We start from the raw sequence: 19,084 nt of genomic DNA, 5'->3' as shown, positions 1-19,084 counted from the left end.
TAAGATATTCGGCAAAATTGCTGGCATGCCGTTGAGCTGGGCTCATATTTCCATGCCCGGACCAGCGGCCAGCTATCAGGAAGGATATGTATGGCTGAGCAACCACGCTGGCGCCGCTTGAGCGTCACCTGTGCGTGTGCCGCCCTCGTTGGCGGCGCCCTCGCTCCCGCAACCGCGGCGGCCACGGAATCAGATGGGCACGATCCCCTCGATATCCGCGCCACCGTTGCCGCGGCGGAAAGCGATCCGAATTTCACCGGCAAATGGTTTATTGAACTCAAGAGCGAACCTCTTATTCGAGGTGGCTCCTCCGCCCGCATCGCGGGCGAGCAGCGGGAATTCACCCAGACGGTCGAAGATGATGGTGGCGAGGTGGATACCTCCTACCAGCACGTGTGGAACGGCGTGACCGTCGAAGCCGATTCGGTGGAACTAGCGCGCTACGTTAATGACGCTAATGTGATCGGTGTTTACCCGGTGCTCACGGTGGAACGGCCTGCCGAAGTTGAATCTGACGCGGAAATGAACCGCCCCGGCGAAACCCCCGATATGTACTCCGCGCGGGATATGACCGGCGCGAGCGTAGCCAATGAGGAATTCGGCGTCACCGGCAAGGGCGTGCGCGTGGGAATCATTGATTCCGGCGTGGCCATCGATCACCCGGCTTTCGGCGGGAACGGCGTCAAGGGCGAGCGTGCTTTCCCCAATGACAAGATCGTAACCGGCTACGATTTCGTGGGCGATTCCTTCAATACGGATCGCAGTGACCCGAATTTCCAGCCGGTCCCCCACCCGGATGCTCTTCCTGATGACTGCGGGGCCGGCGGCGGGCACGGCTCGCACGTGGCCGGCATCGCCGCAGGTAATGACCCGGAAAGCACGTTCAAGGGCGTGGCTCCCGATGCCGTGATCGGTGCTTACCGCGTTTTCGGATGCACGGGTTCCACCAGCTCCGAAGTGATTCTCTCCGCGCTCGAACGCGCCCAGCGGGACAAAATGGACGTTGTCAACATGTCCATCGGCGCGGCCTTCGCGACCTGGCCTAACTACCCCACCGCGGTGGCCTCGGAAAACCTCGTTGCCGCCGGCGTGGTGGTGACGGCTTCCCAGGGTAATTCCGGTGCGAAGGGTATTTTCTCCGGTAGTGCTCCGGCCGTGGGCCCCTCGGTTATCGCGGTAGGTTCCGTGGACAATACCCACGTACTGCGCCCGGTATTTATGTTCAACGGCGGGCCTGAGGGATTTGAGAATGTTACAGAATCTCCCGCGGTGCCCACGGCGGGTAGGCTCGACGTCGTCGCCTATCCCGAAGGGCAAAAAACCGGCGCCGTTGATCTTCCCGGAACACCGTTTACCGGGAAAGCAGTGCTTATCTCGCGCGGAACCTCGACCTTCTACCAGAAGGCCCGTGCCGCGCAGGACGACGGCGCCGCAGCGGTCATCATCTATAACAACCAACCCGGCACCATTAACGCAACGATCGCCGGAAACCCGGCCGTAACGATCCCGGTCATCGCGGTCACCCAGGAACAGGGCGAGCGCTTCGAAGAGGCCGCGGCCGCCGGAAACGCCAGCCTGGAATGGACGGACGCCAAGCGAGTAGCCACCTCCCCCACCGGCGGGAAAATTTCCGACTTCTCCTCCTGGGGCCTAGCTGCGGACCTCCAGCTCAAGCCGGACGTGGTTGCCCCGGGCGGCAATATTTATTCCGCGTGGCCGGTTGATGATGCCGTGACGCCCTCGTGGAAGACGATTTCGGGTACCTCAATGGCCGCCCCGCACGTGGCCGGGAGCGCAGCCCTGCTGCTCCAAGCCAACCCGAAGCTCACGCCGGCCCAGGTGCGCACAGCCTTGCAGAATACCGCCGACCCGGTCACCGTCGACGGCAGCGCGGATGCCCCGAAGCTCGCTACCCACCGCCAGGGTGCCGGCCTGGTGAATCTGCCCGCGGCCCTCGCTGCGGTCACGGAACCGGGCACGAATGGCGGCGGGGCTCCCACCGCGATCACGCCCGCGAAGATTTCGCTGGGCGATTCGGACGTGCAGGAAACGACGACGCTCACCGTGCACAACGCCTCGGCAGCGTCCGTCACCTACACCTTCACGGCGGATACTCACGTGCGCGCCACCAGCGGGCCGCACGATCGTTTCACCACCTACAACGGGACCGATGCGCAGGTGGCGATTAACCCCGCGCAGGTGACGGTGCAGCCCGGGGCGGATGCCCAGGTACAGGTCTCGGTCACCGATCCGACGAATGTGCCCGAGGGCGCGATTTACGGCGGTTATGTGGTGGCCCACGGCGATGATAATTCCACCTACCAGGTGCCTTTTGCGGGCCTCAAGGGCGATTACGAAAATGCTTTGCAATTCCTCCACACCACGTGGAAGGTCAAGGATATTCGCCCGGATATCGCCCAGAAGCGCCCGGATTTGGCGAATCTACTCGCCTACGATCCGCCCTCGCTGACCAAGCTCATTGCCTGCCCCAACCCGGCCACCATCTACAAGGGTGAGTGCCTGGACAAGGGTGCGCAGTACTCCAACGCTCCCAATTCCGAGCTTTTCGCCTACGCCATGGACTACACCAACGGCGCGGTTCCGGTGGTGGAATACCATATTGATTCCCCGGTACAGAAGCTGGAGATCCGGGTCTTCCACGCCAACGAGGACGGCTCGAAGGGCGCCCCAGTTTCGGAAAATAACGTGGTGCATAGCGAGGACGGTGTGGGCCGTACCGATCTGGGGCGCTTCGCCTGGGACGGTACCTACCTCGAATCTGCTTCGGCGACGACGCGCACCGCGGCCGCCCCGGGTCGCTATGTCTTCGAGTTGCGGGTCGTGAAGGGTACCGGCGGGGGAACAACGGAGCCGAGCGGTGAGACCCTTCCCGGTTTCACCCGCAGCTCCAGTGAAGAAACTTTCGTAACCGCCCCCTTCTGCGTCAAGGAATGCACAACGCCGCAGCCGACGCCCACGCCGGAGCCTACCCCGAGCGAGAAGCCGGAGCCGAGCGCTCCCGCACCGACTCCGAGCGTTGAGCCGACGACTCCTGCTCCCGCACCGACTCCGAGTGTTGAGCCGACGGTCGATCCGACCACGCCCGCTCCGGTGCCGACGCCTTCGGTGGAGCCGGCCGAGCCGGCGCCGAGCCCGAGTGACAAGCCGGAACCCACGCCCGTTCCGGAACCGACCCCGGTTCCTACTCCGAGCGTGGAGCCCACGGACGAACCTCCGGCGCCCGAGCCGAGCGAAGATCCGGAACCGAGCGCGGAGCCGAGCAAGCCGGCCACTCCCCCGGCCGCGCACGGCAATACCTTCTTCGTCTCCAATAACTGGACGGCGACCGTTGCCTCCGTAGTCTTCTCTTACGGGCGCGCTGGTGACGAGGTCTACGTGGGTGATTTCGACGGGGATGGCAAGGATACTTTCGCGGTGCGCCGCGGAAACACCTTCTACGTCCAGAATTCGCTGGTTGGTGGGAATGCTGAGCAGGTGTTCTCCTATGGGCGTGCAGGTGACGAAGTCCTCGTGGGTGATTTCGATGGGGATGGCAAGGATACTTTCGCGGTGCGTCGCGGGAATACCTTCTACGTCCAGAACTCGCTCGTTGGTGGGAATGCTGAGCAGGTCTTCTCCTACGGACGCGCCGATGACCAGGTCTTTGCCGGAGACTTCGACGGGGATGGCAAGGATACTTTCGCGGTGCGCCGCGGAAACACCTTCTACGTCCAGAACTCGCTCGTTGGCGGGAATGCTGAGCAGGTCTTCTCCTACGGACGCGCCGATGACCAGGTCTTCGCCGGAGACTTCGACGCAGACGGCAAGGATACCTTTGCGGTGCGCCGCGGAAACACCTTCCACATCACCAACCGCCTCACCGGAGGAGATGCTGAAACAACGCTCGCCTACGGGCGGCACGGCGATGCGGTCTTCCTCGGGGACTGGGACGGTAACGGAACGGATACCCCTGCTGTGCGCCGCTAAGGTAGCGCCGGCACGGGCCCGCTAGCCCAAGAAGAATCCCGGTTACCTCACTACTCAAGCAGACGAGGTAACCGGGATTTCTTTGTTATATAGGAGTTGTTCGGAAAAGACTAGAACTGCTGGGAAGCTAGCTGGAACACCAGCTCCCCGTTGAAGCCTTGCTACGCTCCGCGGCGGCGCTTGGCGAGGCGGCGCTGGGCCAATTCATCCACCACTTCTTCTTCAGCGCGTTCGGTAGGAAGCTCGGAAAGCGAACCTTGGATTTCACGCCAAACCCGGCCAACCGCGATGCCGAAAACAGCCTGGCCGCCCTTGACCAGGTCGATCACTTCATCGTCAGAGGTGCATTCGTAGACCGAAGCACCGTCGGACATGAGCGTGATACCGGCCAAATCTTCCACCCCGCGATCCTTGAGCTGCGCGATAGCAACCCGAATCTGCTGAAGTGATACCCCGGTATCCAAGAGGCGCTTGACCACTTTGAGGACCAGGATGTCCTTAAAAGAGTAGAGACGCTGGCTGCCGGAACCCGAAGCATTCTGCACGGTAGGCGACACAAGACCGGTGCGATCCCAGTAATCGAGTTGGCGGTAGGTGATGCCTGCGGCCTTGCAGGCAATCGGACCGCGGTAGCCGGTTTCGGCGTCAAGCTCGGGAAGAGGATCGCCGAAGAGCATCGGTTGGGTACGCCGATACGTCGCGTCCTTGGCAGTCGCGTCGCTCATAGTCTCTCCGTTTCGCAGCGTGGATTCTGGCCGGTTGCCAGTGTTAGCTACCACGATATAGCAGCCCGGCCAGCGGATCAGCGCCCGGCGCGGCGTGTCTAAAGCTCAACTTGAGGTTTAGGGTAAGGCGCCGCAAGAAAGCACTGTTTACTACTCCCCTAGCCTACCGCATCCTCACCCAAAATTGGCTAGTTTCCAACACTTAAAGCCCGCGGCACCGGCACGCTCCCACACGAGAAGCGGCCGGCGCCGTCGTTCCTATCGCGATGTGATAAACGATACACGCGATGTTATTGTGAAAATTGAGGCGGCTGAGGCGAGCAGGCGAGATGCTACTCGCCCGCCCCAGCGCCTACCTCATCTAGCCCTCATAGGCGGCAATCTCCGCGGCGATGCGCTCCTTGAGGGAGGCCGGAGCCCAGGAAATATCCACCGCATTGCGCGCGAAACGCTTGAGCGTCTCCTTATCGACCCCGGCTTCGTCCACCACGCGCTGGTAATTCTCCGCGATATACCCGCCGAAATACGCCGGGTCATCCGAATTGACGGTGACCTTGACCCCGCGCTTATCCAGCTCGGTGAGCAGCCCCACCTTGGAGCCGTCGGAAACCCAGGTATTGGAGATCGGGCAGGAGGTCAGGCCAATACCGTGGCTGGCCATGTACTCCACCAGCTCGGGCTTTTCCAGCACATTGGTGCCGTGGTCCACGCGGTCCACCCGCACGTCCTCGAGGACCTGGCGGATATGCTCGGCCGAATCGGCAATATCAACATCGCAGTGCATGGTGAGCTGATAGCCCAGCTCACGGGCCTTGGCGAAGACGGCCGCGAACTTGGCGGGTGGGTTGCCGGTTTCATCCGAATCGAGCCCCACGCCGATAATCCACGGGTGGTACGGCAGCGATTCCAGCAGGGTCGCCATGGCGTATTCCGCCTGGAAATCCCGCAGGAAACACATAATGAGAGCGCTGTCCACCCCCAGCTGCTCACGCGCCTCAATCTGGGCGCGTCGCAGCCCGGAGATTACGGTGTGGAACTCCACCCCGCGCGAGGTATGCGCCTGCGGGTCGAAGAACATCTCCACGTAGCGCACGTTCTGGCGCGCGACCTTGCGGAAATACTCCATCGCGAGGTCGTAAAAATCCTCCGCGGTGAGGAGCACGCTCATGCCTTCGTAATACGCGTCCAGGAAGGAAGCGAGGTCATCGAATTGGTAGGAAGCCCGCACCTCCTCCTCGCTCGCGTAGGGCAGCTCCACGCCGTTGCGGGCGGCGAGCTTAAATTTGAGATCGGGTTCCAGGGTTCCTTCAATATGCAGGTGCAGCTCAACTTTGGGCAGGCCCTGCACGAAGGGCGAAATCGCGGTCATATTTTTCCTTTCTGCGTGGTAACGTTCGCGCGGTCGCGCACGTTTACCGCGCTGCAATAACGGGGTCGACGACGTTGAATGTGACGCAGTCAATGAGGCCAAGATCGGTGATCGCCCAATCGGGAATCGCGGTGATGGACAGGAAGATGAGCTGGCCGAAGGGCGAATCGAGCTCCGCGCCCAGCACCTCCCGGGCGGCCCGGTCCATTTCAGCTTCGGCGGCGGCCATATCTTCAGCAGCCAGGTCGGCAACAATACCGCCCACCGGGAGGGGCAGCGAGGCAACAACCTCACCGTCGCATACCGCAACCTGTCCCCCGCCCAGCCGGGCCACTTCATTGATTGCCAGGGCGATATCCTCCGGGTTCACCCCCGCGCACACCACATTGTTATCGTCCGGGGCCGCCGAGGTGGCAATCGCCCCGCGCTTGAGGCCGAAGCCCTGAATAAAAGCAACGGGCAGGTTCGTGGTTTTGCCGTAGCGTTCGGCCACGCATACATAAATGGCATCCTGGGCGATATCGGGTTGCACCTTGCCATCCACCACCGGGAGTTCGACCTCCGCGCCGGGGCGCTTGAAAGCAACGTCCTTGGAGAGCACGATGGTGCGCACTCGCGCAGAAGTAGCCGAATCGGCAACCGGAACCGCAATGCGATCCGCGCTCACCGGGGCGAGCTTGAAAGTATCGAGCACCGTGGCGGTGCGCTGCGGGGCCTGCGGGGCCTGCACGGCGGCGCCGTTGTGCGCCACGATCCGCCCACCCTTGAGGACGGTGCGGGGCCGGAAATCTTCGAGAGAATCAACGAAGAGAACATCGGCGAAACGCCCCGGGGCGATGGCGCCAATGCGGTCATCGAGCTGGAACATCCGGGCGGTGTTAATGGTGGCCATCTGGATCGCGGTCACCGGGTCAATCCCCTTCTCAATGGCCAGGCGCACCACGTAATCGAGGTGGCCGCGGCCCAGAATATCGGTGGCGGTCACATCGTCGGTGCAGAAACCAACCCGGTGGGCCGGGGCGCCCATCTCGGTGATGAGCTTAATATTTTCCGCGAGCATGGGGGCGGCGGTGGATTCTCGGATGAGGATATTGATGCCGTTACGCATCTTCTCCAGTTCTTCTTCCGGGGAATACGATTCGTGACACAGCGTCACGCCGGAGGCCGCGTAGCCGGCAACCCGCCGCGCATCCACGAGCGGTGCGCAGCCGAAGGCGTGCAGGCGGTTTTCTTCGGCCAGGTCCATGGCGGTGAGGACTTCTTCATCGCCGTATTCCACCATTTCCTGCACGGTTTCCCACAGGCCCACGCATTCGGGCATGCGCTGCACTTTCCGGTGGTCTTCCACGGCGAAACGGTGCCCCACGGTGGATTCGGGCACCGTGTAGGGCGCCTTGGCGGGCGCGCCCCACCATACCCGCATGGAGGATTCCTCGGCTTCGGCCAGGAATTCCTGCACGCCTTCCAGGCCGGCGGATACCAGGATCTGGTCCAGGCCGGAAATCACGGAGGTGGTTCCGTAGCGGGATACCAGATCCGCGAACATGGTTACGGAAAGTTTGGAGCACTCGATGTGCTGGTGCCCGTCAATGAGTCCGGGAGTCAGGTAGGCGCCGTCGGCATCAATAACGGTGGTATTCGGGCCGCGCTGCGCGTCCACGTTCCCCACCGCGGCCACCCGCCCGTAGGCGATGGCGACGGAGGCCGGGTACGTTTCCCCGGTGAGCACGTTCACCAGGATTCCGTTATCAATAATGGTATCGGCGTGGGCGCGCCCGTAGGCGACGTCGAGAAGCTGACGATGAGGCATGGGTTCTCCTAAAAACTATGAGGGTCGGGGCGGATGTGGCTGTTGCGCGGCCCTTAGGCAGCGGTAATAAAGGCGCGGCGGGCTGCGCGTTCACGTTCACGCACCGGCCGCAGGGCCAGGTAGATGAGGGTGGAGGCGATCACGCCGGCGGGAATAGACAGATCGGGGGCCGCGGCGGGCACGTCCACGAGGAGCCGAGTAAGCGGACCCACCAGGTAACCCGAGTTCGTGAACAGCGCCGAGCAGAGCATCCCGCCCAGCAGCGCGGCCATCCCGGACCAGCGCACCCCACCGCTGCCCCAGTACGGACCGTGGGATTCAATGGCCAGGCCGGACAGGTGGTAGGTACCGCGCCGTGCCACCCAATCGAGCAGATACACGGTCACCCAGGGCGCCAGCCAGATACTCAGCGAGGCCGCGAAAGCGTTGAGGAGGCTGTAAAAAGCTTCTTGCTGGATCGCGAAAATGCAGATGGCCACGCAGATGAGGCTGTCGATGCACACAATCACCATGCGCGGCACGTGGATACCGGCCGTCTGCAAATTCAGGCCCGAGGAATAGAGGTTGGTGCCGTTTTGAAGCAGCAAACCGACCATCACCAGGATGAGGAAGGGCACCGCGAAGGCCGGGCTGAGGATGGCCGGGACGGCCAGCGGATTGGACAGCTCCACCTCCGCGGGAACCGCCACGGTTGCCATCGCTGCTCCGAGAGTCTGGAGTAGTACGTAGGGAATGAACCCGCCCAGCGCCGCCCAGGTTCCCACCGCGAGGGGCGAAGAATCAGCGGGCAGGTAGCGGGAGAAATTCGCACCGCTCGGCGCCCAAGACAGCCCACCCGAGACAATAACGAGCGAGGTTGCGGAAATTAGGGTGAAAAGCGAATCGGTGCCCGCCGAGGCACCCGGTGCAGCTTGCGGAATAATGAGGGCCGCCAGCACGAGAAAAGCCACCGTGAAAATCATGGTTGCGTATTTTTGCGCTGCCATGAGAATCCGGTGGCCAAGAAGGGGAAGAAGAAGCTGAATCCCTGCAAGAAGAACGACGACGGCAATCTGCCCGCCGCCCTCTAGGGCAATGCCCGCGCGGGCGAGGAGTGCCTCACAGGCGTAGTAGACGAGAATGAGTCCCCCGGCTTCGAAGCCGATGAGCATAAGCCAGGACAGCACCCCATTAATACGAGCCCCGCGGGTACCGAGTGATGCCCGCGAAATGGTCATCGTGGTGGTACCGGTGAGCGGCCCTTGAATGGAGGTTAGCGCGAGAAGCGGATAGGCAATAACGTTGCCGATCACAATAACGGCGAGTGCCTGGGTGAATGAAAGTCCGTACAGTAGCACCAGCATGGCGCCGTAGGACACGGTAAAAATATTAGTGGTTGTGCCCGCCCACAGGAAGAAAAGATCGCGGGGGCGACCGTACCTTTCCCGGGGAGAAACAAGGTCAATACCTTGGGTTTCCACAGAACCTGACATTAATTGTCTCCTGCTAGTTGAGGTGCCCAGCATGACCTGGGTTCGGTTCAATCGATATGAAGTTGTACTACCACCCTACTCCTGGGTGGGCGGTGCTGTCTGCCCGGCGTGGCTCACTTTTGCGCAAATAGCGCCGTGAACTGCATTTTCAGGGGAGCGAAGTGGAAGGTTTTACCGGGGATGACCGGCGGCGCGCGATGCGATTTAGCGCAGTTCCACTTCGACGTTTTCCGTGAGGAGAGCGCCGTAAAGCCGGGCGATGGTGGCGCCATCCTCGGCGGCCTGGTTGAGGGCGCGTTCGGAGGCAACCGGGGTTTTCTTTGCCAGCTCGGTAGCCAACTGGGTGGTAATCATCACGGCCTGGGCGTGCGCGGAATTCTTGACGCTGCGGATTTGGCGCAGGTCATAGCCGCCTTCCAGCAGCATCACGCAGTAGCGCACAATATCCGCCGATTGCGCGGATAGGCGCCCGCGCGCATCGGTGGCGAGGATTCCCGCGGTGACCAGCTCTTCAATCGTGCCCAGCGCCGCTCCGGTCATATCGGCCAATTCGGCTTGGGTGATACGTTCGCCCGGTTTCGGGCGGCGCACTTCCGGTGCGGCGACGGCGCGCATCCCCCCGGGGCGGCCCGGTGCCTCAATAATGCCTTCATCGAGCTGGCGCAGCTCTTCCCGGATTTGGTCGAGGGGCAGGAAGCGGTCACGCTGTTCCCTCAGGATGAAACGCAAACGCTCGGTATCCGAGGTGGAAAAAAGCCGCTGATTGGTTGCGGTGCGATAGGGAGAAATAAGGTCGATGGATTCGTAATGCCGGATTTTCGAAACCGAGAGCATGGGGAATTCATCGGTGAGGGCACGGCGAACTTCCCCGATGCGCAGGGTTGGTTCGTGGCTGAGGTCATGAGGCCAGGTGCTCGGGCTGCCATCTGCCCGCATGCGGCGCGGAGCGGAAGCGGGCGAGAAGGAAGAATCCGGGGTGGCCGTAGAAGCGCGAGATATCACCGGTGTATCACGCACCGGCTCGCGAAGCGTAGAAGGTCAAACGGAATTTTCCGATTTGGATTTCATCGCCGGTGCGGAGCACAGCATCATCCACCCGTTCCCGGTTAACGTAAGTGCCGTTGAGGGAGCCGGAATCACGCACGTGGAACGTATCGCCACGGCGGAAGAACTGCACGTGTTTGCGGGAAACCGTAACGTCGTCAAGGAAAATATCAGCGCGTGGGGAACGCCCCGCATTCGTCACTTCCCCATCGAGGAGGAACCGGGCCCCCGAATTCGGGCCGGATAGCGCAATAAGGAGCGCGGAACCTGCGGGGAGGGCATCGATGGCGGTGCATTCTTGAGGGCTGAGATGGCGTTCGGCCACCGGCTGATCGGGCTGCGCGCCAATAGCGGTGAAGCGAGATGTTTCCGTAGGCGCGGGTGCGGCCGACCTCGGATCAAATTGTTCAGCCATATGCCTCTCCTTCACTGCCCTGGAGAACTCCCTCCGGCGCCTCTTTATCGGTAACAATCCTATAACGATTTGGGGCTATAACTCTAGTGAGATCATCCGGCGCGAGGCGTATTGCGGCGCTGTGCCGTACATGTCGCGATGCTGCGCTCTACTTATCGCCACACGGCCCAGGGCATATCGCAGCACCGCGCGAAGAGCGGGCTATGTCACCTTCTGGGATTTGTCTTTTTCTGTTCGTATGAGGTAATCTCATGTGGTCCACGTGGCGATGACCTGATGTTGAAATCCGGTTATTGGGGCGGGGATAGCGCTAAGTTTTCTTATCGCTTCGGGCTATGGCGCAGTTTGGTAGCGCACTTGACTGGGGGTCAAGGGGTCGTGGGTTCAAATCCCGCTAGCCCGACGTTGTGATGTCCCGCGTCATAGGTCCGCCTGTGACGCGGGAATTTTCTTATACCGGGTTGCTGTACTGGCGTGCTGCTGAGTCCATTCCGGGTGGTGAGACACGCAGCGTCGTCGTACTACAACTAAAATTTCGCAAAAATGGCGCGTTTTCAGCGATTTGCGTCACACGGGACTATTGTCCGAAGAAATGCTCCACGCAAGCTGATAAAAGTCTGGGCGATTTAAGTTATGCTTGACACATGGAAAATCATCAAGATTTCAGTGGCATCCCCACTGACCTAGAGGAGCACAAGGTTGCCAGGTGGGCGTCGCTCCTCGCTAAAGCCACCTGGGTTGTCCTCGCGCTTGGACTCGTTATCGGGCTGGTCTTCTGGGCCACGGCAAGCGGAAGTACCGGGCAGGATCTTGGCGTCCTGAGCTGGTGCATCACTTTTGCCGCTTCCATCGCCTTGATGTCCATCCGCCAATTCCTGCTTTCGGAAAGGAGGTAACGGGCCATGCTCATGCAAGGTATTACGTATAACACCACCATGGCGCTCGTTGCCGGTGCGATTATGGTGCTCGTGGTTCTTTTCGCCCGCGTGGCTGCGAACCCGAATCACCGCACCCTGGCCGGGTGGGGCTGGACTTTCGTTGCTACCGGTGCCTTCCTGGGGATTACCGGCATTCATATGACCCTGACCTGGCCGCTGGCCCAGATCGACGGCGCTTTCTGCTGCTCCGTTGATAACATCACCTTCGGTGAGCCGGCCGCTTTCTACGGGATTTTGACCTTCATCGCCGGTATTGCGATTCTGCGTGCTGAAAAGCTTGCGGATAAGGGCGTGCGCCCCCTCGATCTGGTGGCCACGCTGCGTCCGCTTCTCTACGTTGCCGCTATCGGTGGCTTCGGGCTGGTGCTTTTCGGCATCGCGGGTATGCACTTCGGTATGTGGCGTCCTCCGGAAATCGAGCCGGTTGCGCGCCTCATGGCCGGATCGCTCATCGAGCCGCTGCTGGTCATGTTCCTGTACGTGGGTACCGGGGTTTCGGCGATCCTCTCCCCCTTCGTTCCGGATAGCAAGTGGGTGGCGCGTATCGCTGCCATCCTGACCTGGGGCGTGGGCATGCTGTGGATCTTCCTGTCCTTCACGGTGTTCTACAGCCACGTGGGCTTCTTCCCGCAGCCGGACGGTTCCTATATCTAATAACAGTTCCTATATTTCACATTTCATGATGACGCGGTAGCGGAAACGCTAGTGCACATCACGCGATCCGCGGGGTTTGGCGGTGTTCCTGGTGAGCATCTCGGGCCCCGCGGATTGCTATTGAACGGTACTGCACGGAGAATGCGGCGAGGGTGGATAGAGCACAACACCGTTCGTGATGTCGATAATCTTCTGCGGAAAATCCCGATAATCGAGCGAAAGGTATTGGTTGAGACGTCTGGGACCATCGTGAACAATACTCACAATCTCAATCGCAACGACGAAGAATTCATCGTATTGAGGATCATCCATTTCAATCCCAAGCTCGCCGGCATTATCACTTTCGAATGCCGCGAAAAAAATACCTATATATTCCTCACCATCGGCGAAAACGATGCGATACTGGGCATCTGGATGATCCCAGTAGTACGCCTCAAGAACATCTACTTGCTCTCGTTCCTCTGAATGGGTGATGCCGGTCACTTTTTGTCCCTCTTTCTCGGTGTGGCGGGGGCGATGGGGCCTCAGTTTTGGATAGTAGGTATCGTTGCCTGAGTCAGCGAATTTAGCGGATAAACCACGGTGTTGGTCGTGATGTCGATAATCTTCTCCGGAAAATCCCGGTAATCGACCGCGAGGAAGTTGCTATACCGGCGCGGGCCGTCATGGACAATTTCCAAAATCTCGAAAACGATTACAAAGAACTCGTCGTAGAGGGGATCGTCCATTTCGATGTCGAGTTCACCGGCGTTATCACTTTCGAACGAGGTGAAGTAGACCGCCCGGTAACATTCCCCATTAGAAAAGCTGATCTCGTAAAGCGCATCAGGATGCCGGTTGTCGTAATCCCATACGTGGTCAAATTGATATTTTTCTTCGGGATGAAAAACCCAGCCTTGCTCCATTGTTTCCCCTCACGGACGGCTCGGTACGGTATGCGGCATTGTTCTTATTGGCACTATAGCGGAGCAGCGGCCAGGAAGCTCCCGAAAGAGCCTCTGGCCGCCACTTTCTACGCGCCTCTCACCGCGCGGGGATATAACAGAGTACAGATCCTATCCTTTACCGCCGTTTAGCTGTGCAGGAGAGCGAATTCCTCCTTACTGGCGTAGGAGGTTTGGGTGCCGCGTTTCGTTACCGAATCAGCAGCGTAGCGATTAGCCATCCGCAAGGAGTACTCAATATCGCCAGTGGCCACCACATAATGGGAGAAACACCCGATAAAGGCATCGCCCGCACCGGTGGTATCCACCGCTTCCACCGGCGTTGCCGGCAACAGCATATCCACGCCATCGGCCACCCAGAGCACTCCCCTACCGCCGAGCGTCACAATAACGTTGCGCATCCCCGCCTCCAGCAAAGTATGCGCGGCATTGCGAACATCCGGGATAGTTTCTACCGGCATTCCGGTGAGCAGCGATAGCTCACTTTCATTAGGTGTGAAATAGGTGCAGGCTCGTACCCGAGAGAGCAGCAGATCCGGCTGGGCCGGCGCCGGGTTGAGAAGCACATCAATACCGTGTTTCACCCCGAACTCGATAGCGTAATAGACCGTTTCCAGGGGAATTTCCAACTGCAAAACAATCAGTTTGCACCTGGAAATCTCCGCCGCTGCGGCATCAATATCGGCCGGAGTTAGCAAGGAATTAGCGCCCTGCACAATAATGATGGAATTCTGGGAATCCGGATTGACGAAAATAGGAGCCACCCCAGATGTTGCCGCGGTACGCAGCACGTAGGTGGTATCAATCCCGTTTCGCTCGAAATTCGCAACTGTATTATCGGCAAAGAGGTCATTACCCACCCGGGTCACCATCCGCACCGCCGAACCCAGGCGTGCGGCGGCCACCGCTTGATTAGCTCCCTTCCCACCGCAGCCGAGCGCAAAATCGGGCGCCTCCACGGTTTCGCCGTCTCCCGGCATGCGGTTGATATAGGAAATAAGATCGACCATATTCGAGCCGATTACTGCGATATCCATTAGTGTGCCTCTTCTGCTGTATCGTTCTTCGCGCTGCGGGAATGAGAAAGCTCCGCGGCCTGCCCTTCCGGTACCAGGCCAGTATGGACCCGGAAACTCCGGGTTCCGCCAGGTTCCACCCAGATGAGGGTGCCAGCCTCCTTAGCGGCCAGGAAACCTTCAGGCCGGCTGGTTCCCGGAAGAACAAAAGCAGCCACCTGCTGGTCTAAAGTCCAGAGGATCCACCGGGTCGCCACGGGGAATTGCGCCGTCGAAAATTCTGTGAAGAAAGCGTGCCCCTCCGGGGCCGCAAGCTCAAAACGCGCGCTCTGCCCGTAACGGGGCAGATCATCGGCGAAGTACACGATCTCCGGATTGAAGCTCTCCGCACCTTCCAAGGAATCCGCATCAATGTCACCGGCGATAATCCGGTTATTCAACTCAGTCCATTCCGGCGTGGGCGTGACGTGCGCGGGAATGGAGCGGCGCAATTGGAAACTGCCCGCCGGGAGCGACTGGCGCATGGTGCCGCCGGGCACGAAAGCATAATTCATATGGCACATGTACTGGAGCGGCATCGGCTGGCAGGGAGAAAGATTCTCCACGTCCATACCGATGGTGAAATCGGTGGCCCCGGCACCTAGGGAAACCGTGGGCGTGGCACGGTAATGATCGCCAAAACCACGTGCGTATTCGTAGGTGGACGCAAGCCGAATAGCGCCGTCGTTCCCACAACCATCGATCTCAATCCACGCGCGATCCATCGTGGCGCAAGAAAACTCCCCGTGTAGCACGTGAGTATCGTCCGGGCTCGGGCAGCCGGCCGCAAGCAATCCGGAATGGAAAGCGAAACAGCCGTAGGTATCCGAAATCTCGCGGGCGGGGCGCGGCTGGCTGAACATATTTTTCATGCGCAGCGAGATACCGTCAAAATTGGCATCCCAGATGATGCCGCCCATAAACGGAAGAACTTCAATATATCCGCGGGAATTATGCACGGTGAGCGCCGCAACGCCCGAAGGATAGCGCTGCGCAATCACCCGAAACTCTGGGGATTCGGCCAGGCAGCGCGGCGCCTCGGTGAACTGATCCTCACGCAGATTAATAGTGAACGTCATAATGATCTCCTTTGTTCATAACAGTGACGTCTCAAAAACACGATGGTGCGGGGTCAGGCCGCAACGCCAGCGCGATCTTTACGATAAATAGAGAAGAAGTAGATGAGCACCGCCACGAAGCAGCACAGTGACACGATGAAGGATGTTTGCATCGACCCGGTCTTATCCGAGACCAAGCCTTGAATAACGGGGATCACCGCGCCACCGATAATGGACATAACAATAACCGCGCCACCGGTTTCCGTATGCCGCTTGTCCTCGATGGCGTCGAGGGTACGCGAATAAATGGTGGCCCAGCACGGCCCGAAAAGCCCGGAGGTCACGATGGCGGCGTAGACCGCCGTCATATTCGGCACCAGCACCACGTAGCTGAGGGCCGCCACCCCGGCCAGGGAATAGAGCACGAGCACCAGGTTTTCGTTCAGCTTCGTCATGAGAATATTCGCGATGAATTTCCCGGTAAAGAACGCCGCGAAAGCCCACACCATGTAGTTACTGGCGGTGCGTTCATTAATGGAAGTATCGAGGGTGAGGGCGAGGCGAATCGTGAAAGACCACACCGCCGTCTGCATACCCACGTAGAGGAATTGGGTGAGAATCCCGGTGCCGAAGCGCTTATTGTGGAGAAGATAGCGCAGCGTTTCGCCGATAGACGCCCGGGACTGGTGGTGCGCGGCGTTGAGCGGTTTACACGACGGCAATTGCGTGAGCGCCACCAAAATAAGTACGACGGCGAGCACCAGAATAATGAACCTATAAGGCTGCAAAGTGCGCTGGAGCATCTCCTGTGCAAATTGGGTTTTCTCCAGGCCGCTCAGGTCATCAAGCTGCTTGTGCAGTGCCTCCCCTTCCGTGAAAATCAGGTATTTACCGAGCAGAATTCCGAAAATTGAGCCCAGTGGGTAGAAGGTTTGGGAAATATTGAGGCGCAGGGTGGCGGTGCGCCGTGGGCCAATCATCGTGGAGTAGGTATTGCAGGAGGTCTCCAGGAAGGAAAGCCCGGTAGCAATAGCGAAGAGCGCCGCCAGGAACACGGAATAGGTTGCCATATGGGAGGCCGGGAAGAACATCGTGCAGCCGATGATATAGCAGCTCAGGCCCACCAGGATCCCGGTTTTATACGACCACTTCCGGATCACCCGCGAGGCCGGGATGGCCAGCAGGAAATACCCGCCGTAAAAAGCCGATTGCACGAAGGCGGAAGCGAAATCCGAGAGTTCGAAAATTGATTTGAATTGGGTAATGAGCACGTCATTGAGGGATGCCGCGGCTCCCCACAGGGGGAAACAAATAGAAATAAGAATGTATTGGAGCAGCGGGGTGCGGTTGAGATAACCGTCGCGGAGCTGGAGGGAGGGATCTTTAATGAGGCCGAAGGTGGTATTGGGAACTCCGGATTCTTCTTGCAGCGTTATTGCGGGCCGCATAGGGGCTTCATTGCCCGATTGTTGTGACATGAGTAGTCCTTCTTTTTGTCAATATCCGCCCGCGGGTGGTGGGCCGCGGCGTCGCTGCCACCCCACCTCCCGGGAGGAAATATTCGGTTGTTATTGTGTTTGCGCTTAGCGCTGTAGTTCAGCGAGGATCTGGACTCCCGCGGAAGCGCCGATGCGAGTGGCTCCGGCTTCAACCATCGCTCGGAAATCAGCGGCGCTGCGGATCCCGCCCGCGGCTTTCACGCCCATCTGCTCCCCCACTGTTGCGCGCATAAGGGCGACGGCGTGTTCCGTTGCCCCGCCGGAGGAAAAGCCTGTCGAAGTTTTCACGAAATCAGCGCCGGCCCGCTGGGCGGCCTGGCAGGCCCGCACGATCTCATCGTCGCCCAGCAGGCAGATCTCAATAATGACCTTGACTAGCGCGGCCGGCTTCGCTGCCCCCACCACCGCGGCAATATCAGCTTCCACGTCTTCCCAGCGGCCATCGCGCGCGGCCCCAAGATCGATAACCATATCGACTTCGGTAGCGCCGTGCGTGATGGCGTCCTGGGTTTCGAAGGCTTTGGTTGCCGAGCTACTGGCTCCCAAAGGGAAGCCAATAACCGTACATACTTTGACACCGCTACCGGAAAGCAGCTTCGCGCAGGTCTCCACCCACACCGGATTGACGCATACCGAGGCGGTTCCCAGGGTGCGAGCCTGGGCGCACAGTTCTTCAATCTCGGCGCGGCGGGCATCGGCACGCAAAAGAGTGTGGTCGATGAGCTGTGCGGGACGTGAATAATGATCGAGAGCGGGCATCATGACTCCTTTGTATGTTTCCCACCGTGACTCACGCTGATAGCCGGAAACTCCATAACCGTAGTCTCCCCTACCAGCCTCACGCTACTAATACGACACCGTTTTACGGTGTTCACGAGTGAATCTAGGTGAGAGCGCCGCCGAGTGCCACGCGCTGCCCCTTCACCGCCCCACGCACCGGAAGCGTCCATAAGCGCGCCAGCTCGCGGAAAAGTCGCCGCTGCGCGAATGCGCCGTGCCCATATTACCACCGATGTTCGCGAAAGGAACATATGTTCCGCGGGCGCGGGGAGCGCGTTAAACGCCTGCCCCGCGCGCCTTAAACGCCCGCCCCGCATGCCTGAAACCTCAGCCCCACGCGCCTAGCTCATCATCGTCAAAGCCCGCGCGGTTCCCACATCGGTGACCAGGCGTGACACATAACCATTAGCCAGCGCCGCATAAATAGCCTGGAGTTTATCCGGCCCGCCGGCCACCAGGATTTTTTGTTCCTTCTCGCGTAATTCGGGCAGGCTAATCCCGGTGGAACGATTATTGAGATCCGGAAGGCATACCCGGCCCTGCGCGGTAATGAAATGGGTGCAAATATCACCAACCGACGTGGTGAGCAGCCGCGTCATATCCGTATCCTCCAGGCGGAAGCCCGCCAGATAAGCCAGATTCGAGCGGGCATCCCCCACCGTATAGAGAACCACCCGGGTGCTGGCCCGCTGGGTGCGGGTCGCCCGCAAACGTGCCTTAATATCCGGATCTTCACGTTGCTGGGCGCTAAGAAAAGCGGGAAGCTGGAAATATACGGCCTGCCCGCCGCAGGAGGCGGCGATGCGCTCCATCACCATCGTTTCATCAATGGTGCGCACGCACGCCCCAATACAGCACGTGAGCTGAATAATCGCCACGCCTTTGCGCGGAATACGGGGCATATGGCGGGACCGCTTCGGTGGTGCGCGAGAGGCAGATGCCAATAGCGTCGCCGTCGCGAATCTGTTCACTGAGCACCTGCGCGCCCACCCGCCCGAGGGCCTCGCGCACATCTTCCGGCGCGGAACTGGGCGGGCTGACCAGGCGCACATCCAATAAATTGAAGCGCTCACTCAACCGCGCGCACAGGAACGCGTCATCTTCGCGCGGATCGTTCACGGTAATCCGCACAAAGCCGCGCTTGCGGGCGTGGCTGAGCAACTTGGAGATCGTGGAACGGGCCAGGTGCATGCGCTGGGCTACCTCGTCCTGGCTGAGTCCGGAGTAATACAGTTTTGCGGCGTCGAGCGCATCAATATCCCGCGCAGAAAGCCCATCCCGCGTCACAACACCAGAGTCCACCAGCACCACCTCGTCGTCGTACCTCATCATCG

General features: G+C 60.1%; 15 protein-coding genes, 1 tRNA gene and 1 pseudogene. 4 read left to right on the top strand and 13 right to left on the bottom strand.

Annotated features, from left to right (window positions below; genetic code table 11):
* Positions 1 to 90 precede the first annotated feature (90 nt).
* Positions 91 to 3,987 (top strand): S8 family serine peptidase, encoded by a 3,897-nt coding sequence (locus QP305_RS00575; RefSeq protein ID WP_284903284.1) that lies wholly within the window; start codon positions 91 to 93, stop codon positions 3,985 to 3,987.
* Positions 3,988 to 4,148: 161 nt separating this feature from the next.
* Here QP305_RS00575 and QP305_RS00570 read toward each other — a convergent pair whose 3' ends face one another.
* The 6 genes from QP305_RS00570 to QP305_RS00545 form a co-directional block, all read right to left on the bottom strand.
* Positions 4,149 to 4,712, bottom strand: a complete 564-nt coding sequence (locus QP305_RS00570; RefSeq protein ID WP_026429372.1) for a MerR family transcriptional regulator — start codon at positions 4,710 to 4,712, stop codon at positions 4,149 to 4,151.
* Positions 4,713 to 5,073: 361 nt separating this feature from the next.
* A complete protein-coding gene (gene add, locus QP305_RS00565; protein ID WP_284903282.1) occupies positions 5,074 to 6,081 on the bottom strand; it encodes an adenosine deaminase in 1,008 nt (335 codons plus the stop codon).
* A 43-nt stretch (positions 6,082 to 6,124) separates the two neighbouring features.
* On the bottom strand, positions 6,125 to 7,891 hold the full coding sequence (locus QP305_RS00560) for an adenine deaminase C-terminal domain-containing protein (RefSeq protein WP_284903279.1): 1,767 nt from the start codon (positions 7,889 to 7,891) through the stop codon (positions 6,125 to 6,127).
* A 53-nt stretch (positions 7,892 to 7,944) separates the two neighbouring features.
* Entirely contained in the window at positions 7,945 to 9,363 is a 1,419-nt protein-coding gene (locus QP305_RS00555; RefSeq protein WP_101594742.1) for a purine-cytosine permease family protein, read from the bottom strand.
* Positions 9,364 to 9,567: 204 nt separating this feature from the next.
* The gene (gene ftsR / locus QP305_RS00550; RefSeq protein ID WP_284903277.1) at positions 9,568 to 10,380 is read right to left on the bottom strand and encodes a transcriptional regulator FtsR; all 813 of its coding nucleotides are present in this window, start codon (positions 10,378 to 10,380) and stop codon (positions 9,568 to 9,570) included.
* On the bottom strand, positions 10,373 to 10,822 hold the full coding sequence (locus QP305_RS00545) for an FHA domain-containing protein (RefSeq protein WP_016442798.1): 450 nt from the start codon (positions 10,820 to 10,822) through the stop codon (positions 10,373 to 10,375). Before QP305_RS00545 ends, ftsR begins: the two co-directional genes overlap by 8 nt.
* A 329-nt stretch (positions 10,823 to 11,151) precedes the next feature.
* On the opposite strand from QP305_RS00545, the gene QP305_RS00540 reads away from it, so the two are divergent.
* The 3 genes from QP305_RS00540 to QP305_RS00530 all read left to right on the top strand — a co-directional run bounded on the left by QP305_RS00540 (position 11,152) and on the right by QP305_RS00530 (position 12,414).
* Positions 11,152 to 11,225, top strand: a tRNA-Pro gene (locus QP305_RS00540).
* Positions 11,226 to 11,466: 241 nt separating this feature from the next.
* A complete protein-coding gene (locus QP305_RS00535; protein WP_016442796.1) occupies positions 11,467 to 11,718 on the top strand; it encodes a hypothetical protein in 252 nt (83 codons plus the stop codon).
* Between the two features lie 6 nt (positions 11,719 to 11,724).
* Complete coding sequence (locus QP305_RS00530) at positions 11,725 to 12,414, top strand: DUF981 family protein (protein WP_026429366.1); 690 nt, start codon at positions 11,725 to 11,727, stop codon at positions 12,412 to 12,414.
* A gap of 117 nt (positions 12,415 to 12,531) precedes the next feature.
* Here the strand turns inward: QP305_RS00530 and QP305_RS00525 are convergent, their stop codons facing one another.
* The 7 genes and pseudogenes from QP305_RS00525 to QP305_RS00495 all read right to left on the bottom strand — a co-directional run bounded on the left by QP305_RS00525 (position 12,532) and on the right by QP305_RS00495 (position 18,941).
* Positions 12,532 to 12,897, bottom strand: coding sequence for a hypothetical protein (locus QP305_RS00525; RefSeq protein ID WP_284903274.1), 366 nt, complete (start codon positions 12,895 to 12,897; stop codon positions 12,532 to 12,534).
* A 41-nt stretch (positions 12,898 to 12,938) separates the two neighbouring features.
* Entirely contained in the window at positions 12,939 to 13,319 is a 381-nt protein-coding gene (locus tag QP305_RS00520; RefSeq protein ID WP_284903272.1) for a hypothetical protein, read from the bottom strand.
* 167 nt (positions 13,320 to 13,486) lie between these two features.
* Positions 13,487 to 14,395, bottom strand: coding sequence for a ribokinase (gene rbsK, locus QP305_RS00515; RefSeq protein ID WP_087070794.1), 909 nt, complete (start codon positions 14,393 to 14,395; stop codon positions 13,487 to 13,489).
* A complete protein-coding gene (locus tag QP305_RS00510; protein WP_284903270.1) occupies positions 14,395 to 15,492 on the bottom strand; it encodes an aldose 1-epimerase family protein in 1,098 nt (365 codons plus the stop codon). Before QP305_RS00510 ends, rbsK begins: the two co-directional genes overlap by 1 nt.
* A gap of 53 nt (positions 15,493 to 15,545) precedes the next feature.
* Positions 15,546 to 16,949 (bottom strand): L-fucose:H+ symporter permease, encoded by a 1,404-nt coding sequence (fucP, locus tag QP305_RS00505; protein WP_350309588.1) that lies wholly within the window; start codon positions 16,947 to 16,949, stop codon positions 15,546 to 15,548.
* 105 nt (positions 16,950 to 17,054) lie between these two features.
* Positions 17,055 to 17,729 carry a deoxyribose-phosphate aldolase gene (gene deoC / locus QP305_RS00500; RefSeq protein ID WP_284903567.1) on the bottom strand — a complete coding sequence of 225 codons (675 nt, stop codon included), beginning with the start codon at positions 17,727 to 17,729 and terminating at the stop codon, positions 17,055 to 17,057.
* Between the two features lie 362 nt (positions 17,730 to 18,091).
* Positions 18,092 to 18,941 (bottom strand): annotated as a pseudogene (locus QP305_RS00495) (sugar-binding transcriptional regulator).
* Positions 18,942 to 19,084: the final 143 nt, after the last annotated feature.

The organism is Actinotignum timonense, from assembly GCF_030216305.1.
GTDB lineage: Bacteria > Actinomycetota > Actinomycetes > Actinomycetales > Actinomycetaceae > Actinotignum > Actinotignum timonense_A.
The sequence above is the reverse complement of the archived record's forward strand: the minus strand, read 5'-3'. Positions and strand labels throughout refer to the sequence as shown.